17 protein-coding genes are annotated in these 20,765 nt (G+C 58.1%); 7 read left to right on the forward strand and 10 right to left on the reverse strand.

Annotated features, from left to right (window positions below):
- Positions 1-73: 73 nt before the first annotated feature.
- The 3 genes from dcd to apbC all read right to left on the reverse strand — a co-directional run bounded on the left by dcd (position 74) and on the right by apbC (position 2,556).
- Positions 74-655 (reverse strand): dCTP deaminase, encoded by a 582-nt coding sequence (gene dcd, locus ACTG2G_RS20020; RefSeq protein ID WP_005336719.1) that lies wholly within the window; start codon positions 653-655, stop codon positions 74-76.
- 63 nt (positions 656-718) lie between these two features.
- On the reverse strand, positions 719-1,363 hold the full coding sequence (udk, locus tag ACTG2G_RS20025; protein WP_005345570.1) for a uridine kinase: 645 nt from the start codon (positions 1,361-1,363) through the stop codon (positions 719-721).
- Between the two features lie 110 nt (positions 1,364-1,473).
- Positions 1,474-2,556 carry an iron-sulfur cluster carrier protein ApbC gene (apbC, locus tag ACTG2G_RS20030; protein WP_058057670.1) on the reverse strand — a complete coding sequence of 361 codons (1,083 nt, stop codon included), beginning with the start codon at positions 2,554-2,556 and terminating at the stop codon, positions 1,474-1,476.
- 186 nt (positions 2,557-2,742) lie between these two features.
- Here apbC and metG point away from each other — a divergent pair, with 186 nt between their 5' ends.
- Positions 2,743-4,776, forward strand: coding sequence for a methionine--tRNA ligase (gene metG / locus ACTG2G_RS20035; RefSeq protein WP_439985775.1), 2,034 nt, complete (start codon positions 2,743-2,745; stop codon positions 4,774-4,776).
- A gap of 141 nt (positions 4,777-4,917) precedes the next feature.
- Here the strand turns inward: metG and ACTG2G_RS20040 are convergent, their stop codons facing one another.
- On the reverse strand, positions 4,918-5,781 hold the full coding sequence (locus tag ACTG2G_RS20040) for a CHAD domain-containing protein (RefSeq protein ID WP_439985776.1): 864 nt from the start codon (positions 5,779-5,781) through the stop codon (positions 4,918-4,920).
- A gap of 15 nt (positions 5,782-5,796) precedes the next feature.
- Positions 5,797-6,069 carry an acylphosphatase gene (locus ACTG2G_RS20045; protein ID WP_005345583.1) on the reverse strand — a complete coding sequence of 91 codons (273 nt, stop codon included), beginning with the start codon at positions 6,067-6,069 and terminating at the stop codon, positions 5,797-5,799.
- 82 nt (positions 6,070-6,151) lie between these two features.
- On the opposite strand from ACTG2G_RS20045, the gene ACTG2G_RS20050 reads away from it, so the two are divergent.
- Entirely contained in the window at positions 6,152-7,582 is a 1,431-nt protein-coding gene (locus tag ACTG2G_RS20050) for a methyl-accepting chemotaxis protein (RefSeq protein ID WP_439985777.1), read from the forward strand.
- Between the two features lie 129 nt (positions 7,583-7,711).
- Here the strand turns inward: ACTG2G_RS20050 and ACTG2G_RS20055 are convergent, their stop codons facing one another.
- Positions 7,712-9,280 (reverse strand): flagellin N-terminal helical domain-containing protein, encoded by a 1,569-nt coding sequence (locus tag ACTG2G_RS20055; protein ID WP_439985778.1) that lies wholly within the window; start codon positions 9,278-9,280, stop codon positions 7,712-7,714.
- Positions 9,281-9,573: 293 nt separating this feature from the next.
- Between ACTG2G_RS20055 and ACTG2G_RS20060 the strand changes: the two genes are divergently transcribed.
- Both ACTG2G_RS20060 and ACTG2G_RS20065 read left to right on the forward strand, forming a co-directional pair.
- Positions 9,574-10,767, forward strand: a complete 1,194-nt coding sequence (locus ACTG2G_RS20060) for a class I SAM-dependent methyltransferase (protein ID WP_439985779.1) — start codon at positions 9,574-9,576, stop codon at positions 10,765-10,767.
- A gap of 344 nt (positions 10,768-11,111) precedes the next feature.
- Positions 11,112-12,296: an acyltransferase family protein gene (locus ACTG2G_RS20065; protein ID WP_201950979.1), complete on the forward strand. Its 1,185-nt coding sequence runs from the start codon at positions 11,112-11,114 to the stop codon at positions 12,294-12,296.
- A 34-nt stretch (positions 12,297-12,330) separates the two neighbouring features.
- On the opposite strand, the gene ACTG2G_RS20070 is transcribed toward ACTG2G_RS20065, so the two are convergent.
- Entirely contained in the window at positions 12,331-12,759 is a 429-nt protein-coding gene (locus ACTG2G_RS20070; RefSeq protein WP_439985780.1) for a GNAT family N-acetyltransferase, read from the reverse strand.
- Positions 12,760-13,163: 404 nt separating this feature from the next.
- On the opposite strand from ACTG2G_RS20070, the gene selD reads away from it, so the two are divergent.
- From selD to ACTG2G_RS20085, 3 genes are read left to right on the forward strand one after another with little or no spacing between them, the layout of a single operon-like run.
- The gene (gene selD / locus ACTG2G_RS20075) at positions 13,164-14,201 is read left to right on the forward strand and encodes a selenide, water dikinase SelD (protein WP_150997707.1); all 1,038 of its coding nucleotides are present in this window, start codon (positions 13,164-13,166) and stop codon (positions 14,199-14,201) included.
- Positions 14,198-15,313, forward strand: a complete 1,116-nt coding sequence (gene mnmH, locus ACTG2G_RS20080; RefSeq protein WP_439985782.1) for a tRNA 2-selenouridine(34) synthase MnmH — start codon at positions 14,198-14,200, stop codon at positions 15,311-15,313. The genes selD and mnmH overlap by 4 nt, the downstream gene beginning before the upstream one ends.
- Before the next feature lie 22 nt (positions 15,314-15,335).
- Entirely contained in the window at positions 15,336-15,980 is a 645-nt protein-coding gene (locus ACTG2G_RS20085; RefSeq protein ID WP_159143753.1) for an MBL fold metallo-hydrolase, read from the forward strand.
- An 809-nt stretch (positions 15,981-16,789) separates the two neighbouring features.
- Here the strand turns inward: ACTG2G_RS20085 and rnd are convergent.
- From rnd to ACTG2G_RS20100, 3 genes are all read right to left on the reverse strand, one after another.
- Positions 16,790-17,902: a ribonuclease D gene (rnd, locus tag ACTG2G_RS20090; RefSeq protein WP_201950968.1), complete on the reverse strand. Its 1,113-nt coding sequence runs from the start codon at positions 17,900-17,902 to the stop codon at positions 16,790-16,792.
- A 108-nt stretch (positions 17,903-18,010) separates the two neighbouring features.
- Positions 18,011-19,687: a long-chain-fatty-acid--CoA ligase FadD gene (gene fadD / locus ACTG2G_RS20095; protein WP_085942148.1), complete on the reverse strand. Its 1,677-nt coding sequence runs from the start codon at positions 19,685-19,687 to the stop codon at positions 18,011-18,013.
- A gap of 198 nt (positions 19,688-19,885) precedes the next feature.
- Positions 19,886-20,764, reverse strand: a complete 879-nt coding sequence (locus ACTG2G_RS20100; protein ID WP_201950965.1) for an alpha/beta fold hydrolase — start codon at positions 20,762-20,764, stop codon at positions 19,886-19,888.
- Between the last annotated feature and the right edge of the window lies 1 nt (position 20,765).

Raw genomic sequence — 20,765 nt, forward strand, 5'->3', positions numbered from 1 at the left:
CATATCCGTTTGATTCCAGATGCAAAAAGGGAGCACCTTGTGCTCCCTTGAATCGTTGCCGTGTTGCCAGTTATCAGTCCTGATTGATACGGCTGGCAACGGCGCCCTGCTGGCTCTTGTACTTGGCATTTTCCCGCTTGTTGTAGGGACGGGCCGCGACGCCGGAGAGCATCTCGAAGTTCAAGGCGCCGATCTTCATCTTCGGACGCAGCGCCAGCGGCAGTTTGCCGCCGTTGTAGAACTCCAGCACGATGCGACCGGACCAACCCGGATCGATCCGGTGCGCGGTCACGTGCACCATCAGACCCAGCCGCGCCAGTGAAGAGCGGCCATCCAGCCAGCCGACGATATCGGCAGGCAGGGTGACGGATTCGTAGGTCACCGCCAGCGCCAGCTGACCCGGGTGCAGGTAGAAGGCTTCCCCATCGGGGATGTGGATCTCGTCACTCATCACCCGATCGATGGCATCGGCCATCTCGCTGCTCGGGCCACTCAGGTCGATATAGGGCGCGGTATGATCGCGAAACACCCGAAACTCGTTACCCAGCAGCACATCGACACTGACACCACTGATCCGCTCTACCCCGGGCCGTGGCTCAATGACGATCTTGCCTTCATCCAGATGGCGTTCAATATCGGTATCACACAGACGCATTGGGCGACTCTCCTGACAAATTGTGCTTTTAAAAAAGCCGGGCATCACCCGGCTTGTTTCATCTTAACCGATCAACATGTGGCGGATACGCGCCTTGAGCATGTCGATGGCGATGCGGTTCTTGCCACCACGGGGCACGATCACATCGGCATACTGTTTGGACGGCTCGATAAACTGCAGGAACATCGGACGCACCGTCTTCTGGTACTGCTTGAGCACGGAGTCCATGGTACGGCCACGCTCCTGCACATCACGCACCAGACGGCGCAACAGGCAGATGTCGAGCGGGGTATCCATAAAGATGGAAGCATCCATCAAATCCCGCAGACGGCTGTCGGTCAGCAGCAGGATCCCTTCCAGAATGATCACCCGACGCGGCGCAAACGGGGTCACTTCACTCATACGGGTGTGTTCGGTGTAGGAGTATTGGGGAATGGCAACCGCGTCACCTTTGACCAGCTGGCTCAGGTGCTGTACCAGCAGGTCGTGATCCAGCGCGTTGGGGTGGTCATAGTTGGTCTTGACCCGCTCTTCCATGGTCAGGTGGGTCTGATCACGGTAGTAGCAATCTTCGGTGATCACACCAATCTGACCTGCGCCCAGTTCGGCCACCAGCTCTTCATAAATGGTCTGGGCTATAAGACTTTTGCCAGACGCAGATGCGCCCGCAATACCGATGATCACACACGAATGTTGAGTATCAGACATGACAAATACCTAAAAGAGAAGAGCAGTGGGGATGGTTTAAACCGATCCATTATATAAAAAAGGGTGGGTCATGCCCACCCTCAATTCCCTTTCAAGTGACCGACCGCCGATTATTCATCCAGCGCCATGGCATAGAGGGGGGTCGCAATCGGTTTTGCGCTGAAAAAGAGTTCAGCCCCTACCCTGCGCGCCAGCTTCAAATAGGCCTGAGCCAGGCTTCCTTCCGGTGCTCCGAACACCGTCGGACAGCCATCATCCATGTGCTGGCGGATGTCGATGTGTAGCGGCAACTGGCCAAGCAGCGCCACTTGATACTGCTCAGCCATCTTCTGGCCGCCACCGGTACCGAACAGCGGCTCATGGTGACCGCAGGCGCTGCAGACGTGGTAACTCATGTTCTCGATGATGCCAAGCACCGGCACATCGACCTTGTTGAACATGGCGATCCCCTTGCGGGCATCGGCCAACGCCACATCTTGCGGGGTGGTGACGATCACTGCCGCCGAAGTCGGCACCTGCTGGGCCATGGTGAGCTGGATATCGCCAGTGCCCGGCGGCATGTCTACCACCAGATAATCCACCTCGCCCCAGCGGGTCTCATGGAGGATCTGCGCCAGCGCCTTGCTCGCCATCGGGCCACGCCAGATGGTGGCATCCTGCTCGGAGACCAGATAGCCGATGCTGTTGCTCTTGAGGCCGCAGGCCATCACCGGCTCCATCAGCTTGCCGTCATGGCTGACCGGGCGCTCCTTGAGGGTGCCCATCATTGTGGGAATGGAAGGGCCATAGATATCGGCATCGAGAATAGCGACCCGCGCCCCCTCTTTTTGCAGCGCCAGCGCCAGATTGACTGCGGTGGTGGACTTGCCTACCCCCCCCTTGCCGGAAGCAACCACGATGATGTTGCGAATGCCCTGCACGGCATTGAGGCCCTGCGCCCGCGGCATGCTGGCGACGTCAATCTCCAATGCCCAGTCGATACGGGCAGCGCCGGTGGCACTACGCAGCCTGGCATCGTAGTTCTCTTTGAGCTGATCGAGCAGCGAGAGACCGGCAAACGGCAATACCAGCCGGATAGTAAGCCCCTGACCCTGATTGATGATCTCGCGAACGAATCCGGCATCCACCAGATCCTTGTGCCAGCCTGCTGGCTTAAATTCGGCGAGGATCTGTTTTACTGAATCAATCACCATTAACTCCTCATTATCTTGTCATTATCTTGAGGTGAACGGTTACCGCACACAAATCAGTGGCTTGCCTGCCATCATAACGGCAGGTGCTGCCAAGGTTGGCACAGCCACAACCCTAGGCAGGCTACCCCCAATTCGGGTAACATGCACGGCACTCTATCATCCCAACAAGCACATCAAGAACGTAATATGGCAACTGATCCTCGTAAAATGCTGGTAACCTGCGCCCTCCCCTATGCCAATGGCTCCATCCATCTTGGCCACATGCTGGAACATATCCAGGCCGATATCTGGGTTCGTTATCAGCGAATGCGCGGCCATCAGGTGCACTTCATCTGTGCCGATGATGCCCACGGCACCCCGATCATGCTCAAGGCACAGCAGATGGGGATCACCCCGGAAGAGATGATTGCCGCTGTCTCCAAGGAGCACCAGGCCGATTTCGCCGGGTTCAACATCAGCTTTGACAACTATCACTCCACCCACAGCGACGAGAACCGCGAGCTGGCGGAGCTGATCTATGGCCGCCTGAAAAATGGTGGCTTTATCAAGAGCCGCACCATCTCCCAGCTGTTCGATCCGGAAAAATCCATGTTCCTGCCGGATCGTTTCGTCAAGGGAACCTGCCCCAAGTGCAAATCTCCGGATCAGTATGGCGACAACTGCGACAGCTGCGGCGCCACCTACAGCCCGACTGAGCTTATCGATCCGAAATCTGCCGTCTCCGGCGCGACTCCGGTAATGAAGGACTCCGAGCACTTCTTCTTCGACCTGCCGCAGTTTGAAAAATGGCTCTCTGAGTGGGTGCGCGGCTCCGGCGCCATTCAGGAAGAGATGGCTAACAAGATGCAGGAGTGGTTCGAAAGCGGTTTGCAGCAGTGGGACATCACCCGTGATGCCCCCTACTTCGGGTTCGAAATTCCCGGCGCCCCGGGCAAGTACTTCTACGTCTGGCTGGATGCTCCCATCGGTTACATGGCTTCCTTCAAGAACCTGTGCAACAAGCGTGGCGACATCGACTTTGACAGCTACTGGAAAGCGGACTCCGACGCCGAGCTCTACCACTTCATCGGCAAGGACATCGCCTACTTCCACTGCCTGTTCTGGCCGTCCATGCTGGAAGGTGCCAACTTCCGCAAGCCGACCAAGGTCAACGTGCACGGCTATGTAACCGTCAACGGCGCCAAGATGTCCAAGTCCAAGGGCACCTTTATCAAGGCATCTACCTACCTGAACCACCTGGATCCGGAGTGCCTGCGTTACTACTACGCCGCCAAGCTCAACAGCCGCATCGATGATCTGGACCTGAACCTCGAAGATTTCGTGCAGCGCGTCAACGCCGACGTGGTCAACAAGCTGGTCAACCTCGCCTCCCGCAACGCCGGTTTTATCGCCAAGCGTTTTGGCGGCAAGCTGGCGGCAACCTGCGCCGAACCCGAGCTCTACGCCGAGTTCGCCAACGCCCGTACCGCCATTGCGGAAGCCTATGAGAGCCGCGAGTTCAGCCGCGCCATCCGCGAAATCATGGCGCTGGCCGACAAGGCCAACCGCTACGTGGACGACAAGGCGCCCTGGGTTATCGCCAAGCAGGAAGGCGCTGATGCCGAGCTGCAAGCTGTCTGCTCCGTCGGCATCAACCTGTTCCGCGTGCTGATGGCCTACCTCAAGCCCGTCATGCCGCTGCTGGCCGAGCGTGCCGAAGCCTTCCTGGCCGAAACCCTCAGCTGGGATGGCATCGAGATGCCGCTGGTCAATCACACCGTTGCACCGTTCAAGGCCCTCTTCTCCCGCATTGAGCCGGCCAAAATTGAAGCCATGATCGAGGCCTCCAAGGAAGATTTGGCCAAGGAGCAGGCACCGAAAGTGACCGGCCCGCTGGCTGATGACCCCATCAGCGAAACCATCACCTATGACGACTTCGCCAAGATTGACCTGCGCGTCGCGCTGATCAAGAAGGCCGAAGCGGTACCGGAAGCCGAGAAGCTGCTCAAGCTGCAACTGGATATCGGCGGTGAAACCCGTCAGGTGTTTGCCGGTATCAAGTCCGCCTACAACCCGGAAGATCTGGAAGGCAAGCTGACCGTGATGGTGGCCAACCTGGCGCCGCGCAAAATGCGTTTCGGCATGTCCGAAGGCATGGTGCTGGCCGCAGGCCCGGGCGGCAAGGATCTCTGGATCCTGGAGCCACAGGAAGGCGCCCAGCCTGGTATGCGCGTCAAGTAAGCATATCGCTGACTGCGACCACAGCCAGATAGAGAAGAGAGGCCAAACAGCCTCTCTTTTTTTTGTCTCACCTGTTTGGCCTGGATAGTTTTTGTAGATGCTGGTCGCGGATGACTTCCGCAGATTGCGGTCTCGGGGCTATCAACAACAGGGATTCGCGGGCGATACATTTTGTTCTGAATACCTGACCAGCCGACTTGGCATGTCATTCATGTTGTGGCCTGCCAGCATCGTCAGTTTGAGCGCCACCAGCTCCGCCTGCTGGCAGTCCAGTTGACGCAAACGGGCGGTGATCTTCCCCTTCAACTGCTGCCGCAGTTTCGCCTGCTTGTGGTTGTTCCCCTGCTCGGCTCGCAACCTCCGCCGCCATTGCCGCCAATCCTGCAACTGGCCGAGTCGCTCCTGCCAGTGAGCCAGGGTACTCAACCAGCCGGGCTCCCCACTCCCCAGATCCAGCAACAGTTCCACGCCATAACGGGCCTGCTTGATCTCGAGGCGCAGCTGATGCCAGCGGCGCAACTGTTGCTGACGGGAGCTGGCAGATCTCCCAACGCAGGGAATAGGTTCATCGAGAGCGCTCTGCGCCTCATCAAGGCACAGGGCCAGATGCTGCTGATAGAGGAACGCCAATGCCCGCGCATCCTGCACCTGCACCACCGCCGCGAGCCAGCGGGCCAGTCGCCGTGACAACAGGGGTACGCGACAGGCAGATTTGTGAGTATTGCCCGTGCTGGCAGGCGGCTTGCCAAAACGCTCGGCGTAGACCTGAGCATCCCGCAGCGCCGAGAGCCGCCCGACCGAGCGCAGCAGACGCCGCTCCAGCTCGGGATGATAGGTGAGCGGCCGCCACAGGGCGAGCAGCGCCAGCAAGCGGCGCGCTGCGATACGGTAGCCATGCACGGCCGGTTCGCTGGCCTCTTCGCGCACCGCCCGCGCCGCCTCCTGATAACGGGAGACCCAGCTTGTTGCCTGAGTCAGCAACAGACCTTCCTTGTCAGCGTCCATCTCGTCTCCGCCCCTTCAGTTGGTGTGAAAGCCCTGACCGGTGGGCGGCAGCGCCTCTTCATACTCCATCCGGGTCACCCTAGCGGTGCGCGGGCCATGCTCCAGCCAACCCAGCATCATCTGCACCCCCTGCGCGGGGCCGCTGATGAGGATCTCCACCGAGCCATCCTCCAGGTTGTAGGCATGGCCCCGCAAACCCAGTTGCAGCGCCCGCTCGCGGGTGAAATAGCGAAATCCCACCCCCTGCACCTGCCCCCACACCCGAATGACAAACGATTGCTCTCCCATTTCTCACACCTTCCGCTTAAGAAAAAATTTTCCGAGACGATAATGTGCCCGACACTCTATCTCTGCAGGATGCAGCTCCATTATGAAAGAAGTTAAATTCCGGTGGGTTGACCGCTATCTCATTCACCTCACCATCAGTGAAAAATTCCATATCGCGTTCTGGTTACCTCTCTTCATCATCGCCTTTCTCAGCTGGTATATGCTGGCGGCCAGCCATCAGCAGGAGATCTCCCTGCGGGTAGCGCAGTTGCAGCAACGGGTTGAGACCACAGCGCAGCTGGTCAGCCAGCAGCCCACTCTGGTGTTGCCTGCTGATCTGCGTCTGACCCGGCAAGGCAGCAGCGGGTTGCAGCAACAAGGAGATCACTACCTCTTTACCGCGCCAGCGGGTCAGGCGGGCTACGTCACCGGTGATCTCGATACCGGCAACCTCTCCATGTGGGAGGGTCAGGGCTCGACCCTGCTCCTGATCGGCGCGCTGGCCGCCCTGATGGCACTGGTGATCCACTACATGATGACCTTTGTCTCCGGAGCGCTTTACTCCACCAACAAGGCGCTGCAAACCGTGGCGGAAGGCGATCTCACCTTCCGACTCAACTTCTTCCCGGTGCGGGACGAGTTCTCCACCCTGGCGGGCAGCATCGACCGCTTTACCGACCGCCAGCACCAGATCGTCAAACTGGTGGAGGAGTCTGCCGAAGCGCTGACCATGGCCGCCGACGAGTTTCGTGACCATGCCCGCGAAGGCGAGAGCATGGCGCGTTCCCAGCGCCAGCACATGGATTCACTGGCCACCGCCATGGAACAGATGTCGGCAGCGATCCGCGAAGTGGCGCGCAATGCCAACGACACCCTGCAGCAGACCCGCCAGTCTAGCGAAGAGGCGGCCAATGGCGCCAACCGGGTAGCCCGCACCATAGAGGCGATCCGCACCCTGGCCGACGAGATTGGCAACGCCTCCGGCGCGGTCGAGCGGCTCACCCACAACGCCAACCGGATCAACGAGGTGGTCAACGTGATCAACGCCATCTCCCAGCAGACCAACCTGCTGGCCCTCAACGCCGCCATCGAAGCGGCCCGTGCCGGTGAGCAGGGTCGCGGCTTTGCGGTGGTGGCAGATGAAGTGCGTACCCTCGCCAGCCGTACCCAGCAGGCGACGGTGGAGATCCAGCAGATGATCGAAGAGCTGCAGACCGGTACCGGCGCGCTAAACGAGATCATGGAGAAAACCGTGGGGCGCGCCGCCAGCAGCCAGCAGCTCATCAGCGAAGTGGGGCTCGATATCGAAAAACTGAGCAACCACAGCGATGCGGTGCTGGAGATGAGCACCCAGATCGCTACCTCGAGCGAAGAGCAAAGCTCGGTCGCCGCCGAGATCACCCACAATCTGGATCAGGTACGCCATGAAGCGGCGCAGGTGGAAGAATCCGCCAGCGCCTCGGTGGCTGGCACGCAAGGGCTCAAAGCCACCGCCAGCGAGCTGACCCAGGCACTCAAGGGGATCACTCTCTGACGCTGCCGAATAGCATCCGGCAACAAGAAGCAATAAGAAAAGAGGCCACCCATTGGGTGGCCTCTTTGTCTTTATGGATAGTGACCATGAATGATAGCGACCAATTGCTATGCCGGCTGGCAGTCCCGCTCAGGATTGCAGCAAACTCAGGGCCGCATTGGGGCGACTGTTTGCCTGACTCAAAATCGAAGCACTCGCCTGCTGCAAGATTTGGGTGCTGACCAAGCGCGCCGATTCCACAGCCATGTCGGCATCCCGGATCCTTGAGCGGGCAGCGCTGAGGTTCTCATTGGCATTGGCCAGATTGCGTACCCGTGAATCCAGCGCATTGGCTTGGGCCCCGAGCCGAGCGCGCTGAACCCCCAGCTGTTTCATACCCACATCCAGGGTTTTGATAGCCCTGCTGGCGTTGTCTTCACTAAGAACATCAATATTATCAACGGTATATTTCTTCTTGTCCTCTTGATAAAAGCCAAGCGCATGCAAGCTGGATCCCTGCATATCAATATTGGAATACTTGTCGCCTGATGAGCGCAGCTCCATCTGACCGATATACGTCGTCGATGTAACATCGGGTAACAGAGAGCTCAGAGAGGAACTACTGATCACCGGAGGCGCCGGTGGTGCTGGCTGCGGAGGGGGGGTTGTGCCATTGGCCAGCGCAAGGCTGTTGCCCTGAGCGCTATGCATGGTCAACGCATTGCTGGCGGGATTGCTGTTGTTGGAGGCACTCACATAAAAACCTAGACCTGCCGATTGCGCAGTACTGTTGATGCGTTGAACCACGGTTGCCATGATGGCACTATTTTTTGCTGTCGGATTGACCGGATCCCATCCGGTCATATCAATGCCTGTGGTCAAATCCACAGAGTGACCCGCCACATCGATATAGGAGGGTAATGCGGATAAATCGACCGCAGAGGCGACAGAAAATGGCAGTTGTTGCGCTTGTACCGGCCCCTGATTATTGGGAAAGGTGGTGCCATTAATATCTGCCACGAACGCTTCCAGGGTTGAATAGTCCTTGTCAAAAGTGACGCCATTAAGGGTGATAGGCTGAGATGAAAGCTTGAGATCAGCAATGTCATACGCCCCTGGCTTGCTTCCTGCCGGACTGCGCGCTCGCCACTCCATCTCCCCCAGATTTTTGGTCTGGGCATTGAGATCGGTAATGACGGTATTCTGTCCTGCATAGGCACCGACCAAGAAGATACCTTCGTAACTCCCCGCCAGCAGATCCTGTCCGGCAAACCGGGTACCTGTGGCAATCCGGTCCATCTCCAACTGCAGTTGCTTGAACTCAGCATTCAGGGCTACGCGATCCTCTGCCGTATTGGCACCGCTTCCCGACTGCAGTGCCAGGGTGCGCATCCGCTGCATCAGGTTCACCGACTCATCAAGCGCCCCATCGGCGACGTTGATCACCGAGATCCCATCATTGGCGTTGCGAATAGCGGTGTTGGTCCCGTTCACTTCACTGGTGAGGCGATTACTGATCTGCAAGCCTGCTGCATCATCAGCGGCACTGTTGATGCGCAAGCCGGATGAGAGTCGTCGATATACCGAATCCAGCATGTTGGATGATTGACCAAGATGGCGAGAAGCATTGAGGGCAGAAATATTGGTAGCGATGGAGAGGGACATGGACAGCTCGATACAGGAAAGATTCAAAATGGTCTTCCCCACTATCGACATCATCAAATGACTCTTTAGCGAAAATCACTATAAAGTAAGGTTAAAACGCTTTATTGACTACATTGTGCACACATAGCGACCAGCACTGAACAAAAAACAAGCACAACCAACTGTGACATATAAGATAAACAGCGTAAAACGCCAACATTGAGATTCTGCAAATCTTGCATATGCAACACTCGGGCGTTGTCCAGACGTACAATTCGTCACTCTGCCATATACCAGCAAAGGCTGGCTTAGCCGCACTATTGCACATAGAATGTGGCCCCTTTTCTTTCTACCATCGGCAAACATCCATGAGCGCTTCCATCTATCTCGTCAAAGGCCGCGAAAAATCCCTGCTGCGTCGCCACCCCTGGATCTTCTCCAAGGGGATTGAGCGGGTTCAGGGCAACCCCATTGACGGCGATACCGTCGAGATCTATGCCAACGATGGCAAGTGGCTCGCCCGTGGCGCCTGGTCAGGCAGCTCCCAGATCCGTGCCCGGGTCTGGACCTTCGACAAGGATGAGACCGTCGATCTCGACTTCTTTATCCGTCGCCTCAAATATGCGCAGGAGTCTCGCGATCCGCTGATCAAGCGTCAGGGCCTCACTGGTTATCGCCTGTGCGCCGCCGAATCCGACGGCCTGCCGGGTCTGACCATCGACCGTTATGCCGATTTTCTGGTGTGCCAAATCCTCTCTGCCGGTGCCGAGTTCCAGCGTGAGCTGATAACGCAAGCACTGCGTACCCTCTACCCAGAGTGCAGCATCTATGAGCGCTCCGATGTGGCAGTGCGCAAGAAGGAAGGGCTGAAAGAGCGCACCGGCGTTATCTATGGCGAGACCCCGAACGAGCCGGTGGTCATCGAGGAGAATGGCGGCGTCAAGATCCTGGTGGATATTCGCAACGGCCACAAAACCGGTTTCTATCTGGATCAGCGTGACAACCGTCAGGCTGCCGCCAAGTACACCGAAGGCAAGCGGGTGCTCAACTGCTTCTGCTACACCGGCGGTTTTGGCGTTTATGCCCTCAAGGGCGGCGCCAAGGAAGTGGTCAACGTCGATCTCTCCCAGTATGCGCTGGATATTGCCCGCCAGAATGCCGAGCTGAACGGGCTGGATACCAGCAACACCCAGTTTGTCCGTCACGACGTGTTCAAGCTGCTGCGGGAATATCGCGAGAAGGGCGAGAAGTTCGACGTCATCGTGCTGGATCCGCCCAAATTCGCCGAGAGCAAGGCCCAGTTGCTGGGTGCCTGCCGAGGCTACAAGGACATCAACATGCTGGCGTTCCAGCTGCTGGCGCCGGGTGGCGTGCTGCTGACCTACTCCTGCTCCGGCCTGATGGAGCAGAGCCTGTTCCAGAAGATCGTCGCCGATGCGGCGCTCGATGCCGGTCGCGATGCCCAGATCCTGGAGCTGCTCTCCCAGGCCTCCGATCACCCCATCGGTACCGCCTATCCGGAAGGCTTCTACCTCAAGGGTCTGGTGGTACGCGCCCGCTGATCGGCAACCACCCTCCCCTTATGATCAATCAGGCCCCTTGCGGGCCTGATTGTTTTGCTTAACCCCTATAGACCTGACCCTCGCCCCGTTGACCACCCTCTCTGCTTTATGGGTGCTCTCTCTCCTCCTCTTTCCCTGCCTGCGTCCCACGTCTTTATCTGTTTAAATTTTTTGCACAATAACTGCACATTTATGATTTAAATCACACCCGTATGACTCTCTTTTCCGTAGTGTGATCCCGCCTGCGGCAGCCAAGCCGGGGCAACCGTCCCATCAGGATTGATGGACGGTACAACAACAAAAATCGATGTCAGGCCAAGCTGAACATCACAAGGGATCCCGATATGAATCAATCATTGCCGCTGTTAACGCCGCTGCGGGGCATCGCTGCCCTGATGGTGGTGCTGTTCCATGCCCGATTATTACTCTTTCCCCAGTGGATGGAGCCGATCGCAGGCCACACCCAACTCATCGAGAACGGCTACCTCTGGGTCGATCTGTTCTTTATTTTGAGCGGCGTGGTGCTGGCCCATGTCTATGGGGAGGCCTTCACCCGCACACCCCGCACCGTGAGCTATGGCCGTTTTCTCTGGCTGCGGCTGACCCGCGTCTACCCCCTCTACCTGGTAACCCTGCTGTTGCTGGTCGGCTGGGAACTTTACAAGGCGCAGCACGGAGTAGGCTTCTATGCCGGCCCCTTGTTCAAGATGTGGGAGTGGGAAGGGATGCCGCCTTTCGGTTCGCCCTTCACGCCAGCCGAAGCGCTGCCCAGCGCCTTACTGCTGCTGCAGGTGGTCACCGATCACGGGTTGACCTGGAACTTCGCCGCCTGGTCCCTGAGCGTGGAGTGGATCAGCTACCTGCTGTTCCCGCTGCTGATCCCGCTGGCGGTGACCCGCAGTCGCTGGAGCCATCTCGCCCCCCTGCTGGCGCTGACGGTGCTGGCCTTTATCGTGCACAGTCGCGGCACCCTGGATGTCACCAGCGGGGCGCTGGCGGTGGGACGCGGAGTAAGTGAATTCGTGCTCGGCCTCTGGCTGCTGCCGAGGGTCAAGGCCGCGAAAGGCTCGCCCATGATGAAGCGAGACCTGCCACTGCTGGTCGCCTTTGTGCAGCCCTTCGCGCTGATGCAGTTCACCATGACGCCGCAGCTGACCCTGCTACTGATCGCCTCCTACGTGCTGCTGATCTGGATTGCCGCCGCCCAGGGGGAGCGCCGGAGTCCGCTGCTGCGCCTTTTGGATAACCGCTTCACCAACTGGCTGGGGGATCTCTCCTACTCCATCTACCTGCTCCATGCGCTGGTGCTGCTCACCGGGTGCGAGCTCATCCACTCTCTGGCGCCGGGGATCACCGAATGGTGGTATGGCCAGACCAACCCGCTGCTGGGGGTAGTGGCAACCTTGCTGATGCTGGCGGTGCTGATCGGACTCTCTGCCTTGAGCTACAACCTGCTGGAGCGACCACTGCAACGGCGCCTGCGCCGCTGGGGCAAGTCACGGCAACCGGCGCTGGAGCGGGCCGGATAAGCTAATCTCGCCCTGTCTGGATGAGTTGACGGTTTTATGCCAACTCATCCAGTACCAGTTCATCCAGATTGCTCATCACCCAGGCGCTCGGGTACTGGCTAAATCCAAGCTTGGGGTAGTATGCAACCGCCTGCGGCGCGGCCAGCAGGATCAGCTTGCAGCCCGGCTGCAATTGCAAGAATGTCTCGCGAATAAGTGCTTTGCCAATCCCCTGCCCCTGCACCGACTCGGCCACCGCCAGATCCGAGAGGTAACAACAAAAATGAAAATCGGTCACCGAACGGGCCACCCCGACCAAGGTCTCGCCCTGCCAGGCGGTGATCAGCAGATTGGCGTTATCCAGCATGCCCTGCAGGGTGGCCGGATGGTCCAGCGGCCGTCTCGCCCCCAGCGAGGTCTGCGCCAACAACGCCGCAAACTGCGCCGTGGTAATGGGGTGGTTAACCAAAAATGTGGTGGTCACTAAGCTCTCCTCCGCGGGGTTGTGGTTGCACGCGCTGTTGCACTTTGACGTTCTCTTTGTTGCATCTGTACTGCAATCAATCAGCCAGCGCCGGATCCAGACCGATGACAGGCAAGTGCGGGCAATTCCCTGCTATTTATGTGAATTCCTGTTCGAACCCCAAGGGGCAAATGTGGCATAATGCCCCGTCCTGTGGCCCTTGGCGGGGCTGCGCTGGCGCACCTTGTCGCCCTTTTCTTCCCCGTCCGGCCTGGCGGTCCTTCATAACTGCCAGTCATCGCTGCCCCTGTTGGCACCGAGGCCACCCATATTTGCGGCTTCTTGTCATTCTCTCTACAAGGCCGCCCATTGACCAAGACGGCTCCACAGAGCCTCTGCTCTGTTTGCAAATAAAAGGGGTAAGTATGTCTTCCATTCGTCTGACCCAATACAGCCACGGCGCTGGCTGCGGCTGCAAAATCTCTCCCAAGGTACTCGACACCATACTCAAGAGCCAGATCCCGGGCTTCAACGACCCGACCCTGATCGTTGGCAACAGCAGCAAGGATGACGCGGCCGTGGTCGATATCGGCAACGGTCAGGGCATTGTCTCCACCACCGACTTCTTCATGCCCATCGTCGATGACCCCTTCACCTTTGGCCGCATCGCCGCCACCAACGCCATCAGCGATATCTACGCCATGGGCGGCAAGCCTATCGTTGCCATCGCCATCCTCGGCTGGCCCATCAATACCCTGGCGCCGGAAGTAGCCCAGCAGGTGATCGATGGCGGCCGTCAGGTGTGCCATGAAGCGGGCATTTCGCTGGCCGGTGGTCACAGTATCGATGCCCCAGAGCCCATCTTCGGCCTCGCGGTCACCGGTATCGTGCCTCTGAATGCCATCAAGCAGAACGACACCGCCAAGGTGGGTGACACCCTCTATCTGACCAAGCCCCTCGGTATCGGCATCCTCACCACCGCCCAGAAGAAGGGCAAGCTGAAACCCGAACACGAGCAACTGGCCCCCAATGCCATGTGCACCCTCAACAAGATCGGCCAGCGCTTTGCCGAGCTGCCGGGTGTCCACGCCATGACCGACGTCACCGGCTTTGGTCTGGCGGGCCATCTGCTGGAGATGTGCGAAGGATCCAATGTCAGCGCCCGCCTCGACTTCAAGGCGCTGCCGCTGCTTGATGAGGTGGATTACTACCTCGCCGAGGGCTGCGTCCCGGGCGGTACCCTGCGCAATCACGACTCCTACGGCCACAAGCTCGATGCCATGGACGATCGCACCCGCAACATCATGTGCGACCCGCAAACCAGTGGCGGCCTGCTGGTCGCCGTGGGGAAAGAGAGCGAAGCCGAGCTGCTCGCCATCGCGCGCGAAGCTGGCCTTGCACTCTCACCCATCGGCCAGATCAAGCCCCTTGAGGGCTCCCGCTTTATCGAGATTGTCCAATGAGTGAATTGCCACTGGCCACGGACTACGCCCAACTCTTTTTGGACGATGTGCCGTTGATTGATGTGCGCGCCCCCATCGAGTTCAAGGAGGGGGCCTTCCCCTGCTCGACCAATCTGCCCTTGATGACAGACGATGAGCGCGCCCAGGTGGGGACCTGCTTCAAGAAGCAGGGTCAGGCCGCCGCCATTGAGCTTGGACACAAGCTGGTGGGGGGAGCAGTACGTGCCGAGCGACTCGAAGGCTGGCTGGCGCAGTTGCGCCAGCAGCCCGATGCCGTGCTCTACTGCTTTCGCGGCGGCCTGCGCTCGCAAACCGTACAACAGTGGCTGGCTGAAGCGGGGGTGACTCGCCCCCGCGTCGCCGGTGGCTACAAGGAGCTGCGCCGTTTCCTGATCGACACCCAGGACAAGGCCTCTGCCGAGTGTCACTGGAGCGTGCTGACCGGCATGACCGGCTCCGGCAAGACCCATATGCTCGATCAGGTGACCCAGGCGGTGGATTTGGAGGGGCACGCCCATCACAGGGGCTCCTCCTTCGGTCAACTGCCCGGCGGCCAGCCCAGCAACATCAACTTTGAAAACAACCTCGCCATCGAACTGCTCAAGCGCCGCCATCGCGGCGAGCAGACCTTCGTGGTCGAGGACGAGAGCCGCCTGATCGGCCGCTGCTGCCTGCCCCTCTCCCTCCATGAGGCCATGAGTCAGGCACCGCTGGTGGTGGTGGACGTTCCGCAAATCGATCGGGCCGAGCAGATCCGTGAAGATTACGTGCACGATCTCTGGCTGCGCTATCAAGCCATGTATGGCCAGGAAGCCGGTTGGCCGCTGTTTGCTGCCTACCTCACCGATGCGCTGGCCCGCCTCAAGCGCCGCCTCGGCGATCAGGCCCACCGCGAGCTGGATGCCCTGATGCAGACCGCCCTCACCGAGCAGGAAAAGAGCGGCGATACCGGGCTGCATCTGACCTGGATTACGTTGCTGCTGACCCGCTACTACGACCCCATGTATCTCTATCAGCTTGGCAACAAGCAGGAGCGCATCGTATTCCGCGGTGACAAACAGGCCTGTCTCGACTATTTCGCCGAGCAGCATGCCAGCGCGCTGCGCGGCTGACCCATCCCAAGAGAGGAACTCTATGTTGAAATTCGAGGTGATCCCGGTCACCCAGTTCGCCCAGAACTGCTCCCTCATCTGGTGTGACGAGACCCATCAGGCGGCCCTGATCGATCCGGGCGGCGAAGCGGACAAACTGCTGGCTGCCATCGCCAAGCGCGGCCTGACCCTAACTCATATCCTGCTGACCCACGGTCATCTGGATCACGTTGGTGCCGCCGCCGAGCTGCGGGAAAAAACCGGCGTCGCCATTACCGGCCCCCACAAGGAGGACGCCTTCTGGCTCGACATGCTGCCCCAGCAGAGCCAGATGTTCGGCTTCGCCCATACCCCCGCCTTCACGCCGGATAGCTGGCTTGAGCAGGGTGACAAGGTGCAGCTTGGCCAGTGCGAGCTGGAGGTCTACTTCTGCCCAGGCCACACCCCGGGCCATATCGTGCTGCTGAACCAGGCCGAAAAACTCGCCTGGGTTGGCGACGTGCTCTTTGCCGGCAGCATCGGCCGCACCGACTTCCCCCGTGGCGATCACGGCACGCTGATCAAGTCGATCACCGAGACCCTGCTGCCGCTGGGTGACGAAATCGTCTTTATTCCGGGCCACGGCCCCAGCTCCACCTTCGGCCGCGAGAAGGTGAGCAACCCCTACCTGACCCAGCCTATCTGGTGATCAAAAAAGGCAGCGGTGTTCCGCTGCCTTTTCCTTTTTTCTGAAGTCCTCATTGCTATAGGTACAAGCGAGTCTTTATAATTCACCATGATTTGTCTCTGACCATCAAAACTTGGGAACAAAAATGTATCTTGCTTTAGCTATTGCCATATTGTTATTTATTTTTTTCCTGAAGAAGTCACGAGCCAGATATAGAATCAGAGATTACAAACGCCCAACAATCATTCATGGGATAATAATACTACTCGTTAATATCGTATTTGAGATAATATATAGAGCTGAGTTTGTCCCCATTCAGGCCATTTACAGCAGCTTACTAACCTATGTACTGCCTCAAGTTATATACTACCTATTGTTGATCACCATTTTTTTAGTTATGGCATATAGATATGGTTTTTTCATATGGCCAGATGATAGAAATGCAATAAATAGACAGCATACAATCAATATCCCCATGTGCTTCTTGTTGACTATTTTTATAGTATGCCCATCTGCCATACGAAATGGAATTATTGAAGCATCACCCTATCTACATGTTTGCTGTCTTATTGGTAGCGGACTTACCTCTATTTATCTTGTAAGAATTTTCACTATCAAGTTTAACAAGACAATTAATGATATATAACTTTTATTGCCAACACAGTCACGAAAAATAAGCTCGTTTATTTCGAACTCTTGTTCTTGAGCCACAATTATTTGATAAGCGACCGCAAGATATTCTGACATTTTAAATCTTAAATATCCCCTGAAAATAAAAAAATCCCCACCCGAGGGTGAGGATTGATTTATAGGTGCAACCGTCAGGTGGCTTATTGTGCCAGCAGGTAACCGACCAGCTCATGACGCCACCCTTGCAGAAGCATCGGCTTGTCGCTGCGGGCCCGCTCTTCGTCGTTCATCCGCCAGCTCCAGGTGAAGTACTGGTGAATGATCTTCTTGCTGGCAATCAGCTCGGGCGGAATATTGCTCGCCTTGGCCTTCTCTTCCACCATGGCCTTGATGCGCTTGAGCTCGGCCTTGTACTGGGGAAAGTCCACCAGCCGGCGAATGGGCTCGGGCCAGCTGTCAGGATCGCTCTGCTGCGCCTTGGCGACGATATCGAGCATCCGCTTGCCGTGGATCTTGATCTCGATGGGCGAGAGGCCCAGCTCGTTGAGATCCCGCAGGGAGGCAGGACGACGCTCTGCCACCTTGAACAGGTGCAGCTCTTTGACCACAAAGTTGAGGGCCAGATCCCGGCGCACCGCCTCTTGCTGGCGCCAGGCGGCCAGCTCACGCAAGATGGCGAGCTCGCGGCGCCCCAGTTGCCAGGCGTTGACGATGTCAAGATATGCCTGACGGGGATCGCTACCCTGGGTCTTTCGGGCGGAGTGGTTCTGACACTCCTGCTCGAACCAGGCAAACTTGCCGCTTTCCCGCAGTTTGGCCATCACCTTCTCGTAGAGCGGCATCAGGTAGAAGACATCCGCCGCCGCGTATTCGAGTTGACGCGGCGTAAGCGGGCGTGCCAGCCAGTCGGTGCGCGCCTGATCTTTTTCCAGCTCGACCCCGAGGAATTCGTTCACCAACGCCCCAAAGCCGACCGAGACACCGTAACCGAGAAATGCGGTAGCCAGCTGGGTATCGTGCATCTGGTTGGGCAGGTGGCCCGCCTGATGTTGGATAAGCTCCAGATCTTCGCCAGAGGCGTGCAGGATGGCGATCTGCCCTTCCCTGCCCAGTCGCTGCCAGAGGGCGGAGAGATCCAGCGTCAGCGGATCCAGCAGCGCCAGATGCTCGCCGTCATAGATCTGGAATAGGCCAAGCTGGGGATAGTAGGTACGGGTGCGAACGAATTCAGTATCGATAGCCAGGGGAACGTCGGCCAGAGAAGCGAGATACTGCTCAAGTTCGGCTTGCTGAGTGATAAGTTGATAGTGCATCTGTGCCTGCGCGGTTGATCAGGGCCAAAAAGAAAAAACCGTGGGATGACCCACGGTTCTGCATAACGACGGTGCTGGTTTGCAGAAAATTCTGCAGCTGCAGTCCGGTTATTGCTTGGCAATCTCCTCGTCGCGCAGTACGCGGCGCAGGATCTTGCCCACATTGGTCTTGGGAAGTTCGTCACGAAATTCTACCAGTTTCGGCACCTTATAGGCAGTCAGATGTTTGCGGCAGTGGGCAATAATCTCGTCCTCCTGCAATTTTGCATCTTTCTTGACCACAAAGATCTTCACCAGCTCGCCGGAGACCTTGTGTGGCACACCGACAGCGGCCACTTCCAGCACTTTCGGGTGCAGGGCAACGACATCTTCGATCTCGTTCGGATAGACGTTGAAACCGGAGACTAGGATCATGTCCTTCTTGCGGTCAACGATCTTGAAGAAGCCCTGCTCGTCGCACACGGCGATATCACCGGTACAGAGCCAGCCATCCTGCATCACTTCGGCGGTCGCCTCGGGACGCTGCCAGTAGCCCACCATCACCTGCGGGCCGCGCACCTGCATCTCGCCCGGGGTGCCGAGGGCGTGGATCACCTGACCGTTGTCATCCACCAGCCGGATCTCGGTAGAGCAGACCGGCAGACCGATGGAACCGTTGTAATCAGTCAGATCGTAGGGGCAGACGCTCACCAGTGGCGAACACTCAGTCAGGCCATAGCCTTCCAGCAGCGGGGTATCGGTCAGCGTCTTCCACTTCTCCGCGACCGCGCGCTGCACCGCCATGCCGCCACCGATGGTCAGCTTGAGCTTGTCAAAGGCGATCCCCTGAAACTCTTCGTTGTTGACCAACGCATTGAACAGGGTGTTAACCCCGGTAATGCAGGTGAAGGGGTACTTCTTGATCTCTTTGACAAAGCCCGGAATGTCGCGCGGGTTGCTGATCAGCAGGTTGTAACCGCCGATGCGCATAAAGAGCAGGCAGTTCACGGTCAGGGCGAAGACGTGATAGAGCGGCAGCGCGGTGACTACGAACTCCTTGCCGCGCTCCAGCATGGGACCGTAGACGCCGAGGCACTGCTCGACGTTGGCAATCATGTTGCGATGGGTCAGCATGGCCCCTTTGGAGAGGCCGGTGGTGCCACCGGTGTACTGCAGGAAGGCTAGATCGTCGTTGGTGATCTCCGGCTTGATGTACTGCAGGAAACGCCCCTTGGAGAGGGCCTGACGCATGGTGGTGGCGTGGGGCAGATTGTATTTCGGCACCAGCTTCTTGACGTACTTGACCACGAAGTTGACCAGAGTGCCCTTGGCCAGCCCCAGATTGTCCCCCATCCGGGTCAGGATAACGTGCTTGATCGGGGTGTCGTAGACCACCTTTTCCAGGGTATGGGCGAAGTTGGAGACGATGACGATGGCCTTGGCACCGGAATCTTTGAGCTGATGCTCCAGCTCGCGCGGGGTATAGAGCGGGTTAACGTTGACCACGATCATGCCGGCGCGCAGGATGCCGAACACGGCGATGGGATATTGCAGCAGGTTCGGCATCATCACCGCAACCCGATCCCCTTTCTCCAGCTTCAGCTCGTTTTGCAGATAGGCAGCAAAGGCGCGGGACTGCTCTTCCAGTCGGCGGTAGGTGATGGTTTGGCCCATGTTGACGAAGGCGGGCTGATCGGCAAACTGGGTCACCGAGGATTCGAACATCTCGACCAGGGAGCTGTATTGGTCTGGATTGATCTCGGCGGGGACCCCTTCCGGATAACGTTTCAGCCAGACTTTTTCCACAAACTTCTCCTGCATAACTAGCACCTGTGCGCTCACTGTGTTGCCTCCGTCCCGGTTCACATCCATTTTAATCGGTTGTTTTAAGCTGATGCTCTAATGCCGCACATATTTACACAGCGCAACATCAATTAACAGCAAATTAACAACAGAAAAATGTGAGGGAGAAAACAAACCTGGAATTATTGAAAGCTGGCGATTCTACCGAACTTGACAAAACTTTACGATACAAACGGCCGTATCAACCGAATTTTCCATATGAAAATGGTGGTTTCCACCCAATATGACCCGCTCGATCTGCTGGAAGGCATCCTGACGGGCCTGCCATTGGGCTTCAAGCGCAGCAAAGCCCTGTTCCCCCTGAATCAACAGCACCGGACAACGGATAGCCGCCATCAGTGCACGAGCTTGTCCTTCGCTCATTCTCAGGGGCGACAGATCCCGCAAGCGGGGGTCGCTGCGCCAGTGCCAGCGCCCTGCCCTCATCTCAAGCTGCCGTTCACAGATAAGACGCGCCGCCTGCGGCGTGATATCCGCCACTTTGCAACGGGCGGCGACAGCCTCATCGATGGAGGCAAAGCCGTTGGCACTGCGCTCCCGGGTGCGGCTGCGGTTTAAAATTGCACGTCGCAGCTGGGCAGGTACCTCCTCATCGGGCTGGCTCAGCGGCCCCAGCCCCTCCAGCATGACCAACCGCTCCACCTGTTCGGGGAACACCCCGGCATAGGCGGAGGCGATCAGCGCCCCGAGGGAGTGACCGAGCAGAGTGAAGCGCGACCAGCCTGCCGCCTGCACGATCTGGTAGAGATCGTCCAGCCAGTCAACAAAGACATAAGGGGTGGTTTTGTGATCGGAGTGACCGTGCCCCGGCAGATCGACACAGATGAGGTGAAAATCCCCCAGATGGGGCGCCAGCGGCAAGAAGCTGGCACTGTTGTCGAGCCAGCCATGCAAGGCGATCAACAGGGGTTTGCCCTGCTGATCATGCTCAGCGGATTGATTCTCCAGCAAGGCCACCTGCCGACCATCCGCCAGCGTAAGCAGCCGCTCGTGCCTGGTGCTCATCATAGCGTTAATCATG

The organism is Aeromonas sp. 55A (assembly GCF_051919665.1).
Classification (GTDB): Bacteria; Pseudomonadota; Gammaproteobacteria; order Enterobacterales; family Aeromonadaceae; genus Aeromonas; species Aeromonas veronii.

Coding starts and splice junctions, on each gene's coding strand:
- ACTG2G_RS20065 (WP_201950979.1), top strand. CDS start 11,112: ATGAATCAATCATTGCCGCTGTTAACGCCGCTGCGGGGCATCGCTGCC.
- udk (WP_005345570.1), bottom strand. CDS start 1,363: ATGTCTGATACTCAACATTCGTGTGTGATCATCGGTATTGCGGGCGCA.
- ACTG2G_RS20045 (WP_005345583.1), bottom strand. CDS start 6,069: ATGGGAGAGCAATCGTTTGTCATTCGGGTGTGGGGGCAGGTGCAGGGG.
- ACTG2G_RS20050 (WP_439985777.1), top strand. CDS start 6,152: ATGAAAGAAGTTAAATTCCGGTGGGTTGACCGCTATCTCATTCACCTC.
- ACTG2G_RS20085 (WP_159143753.1), top strand. CDS start 15,336: ATGTTGAAATTCGAGGTGATCCCGGTCACCCAGTTCGCCCAGAACTGC.
- ACTG2G_RS20040 (WP_439985776.1), bottom strand. CDS start 5,781: ATGGACGCTGACAAGGAAGGTCTGTTGCTGACTCAGGCAACAAGCTGG.
- ACTG2G_RS20100 (WP_201950965.1), bottom strand. CDS start 20,764: ATGATTAACGCTATGATGAGCACCAGGCACGAGCGGCTGCTTACGCTG.
- dcd (WP_005336719.1), bottom strand. CDS start 655: ATGCGTCTGTGTGATACCGATATTGAACGCCATCTGGATGAAGGCAAG.
- apbC (WP_058057670.1), bottom strand. CDS start 2,556: ATGGTGATTGATTCAGTAAAACAGATCCTCGCCGAATTTAAGCCAGCA.
- ACTG2G_RS20055 (WP_439985778.1), bottom strand. CDS start 9,280: ATGATGTCGATAGTGGGGAAGACCATTTTGAATCTTTCCTGTATCGAG.
- selD (WP_150997707.1), top strand. CDS start 13,164: ATGTCTTCCATTCGTCTGACCCAATACAGCCACGGCGCTGGCTGCGGC.
- rnd (WP_201950968.1), bottom strand. CDS start 17,902: ATGCACTATCAACTTATCACTCAGCAAGCCGAACTTGAGCAGTATCTC.
- ACTG2G_RS20060 (WP_439985779.1), top strand. CDS start 9,574: ATGAGCGCTTCCATCTATCTCGTCAAAGGCCGCGAAAAATCCCTGCTG.
- mnmH (WP_439985782.1), top strand. CDS start 14,198: ATGAGTGAATTGCCACTGGCCACGGACTACGCCCAACTCTTTTTGGAC.
- metG (WP_439985775.1), top strand. CDS start 2,743: ATGGCAACTGATCCTCGTAAAATGCTGGTAACCTGCGCCCTCCCCTAT.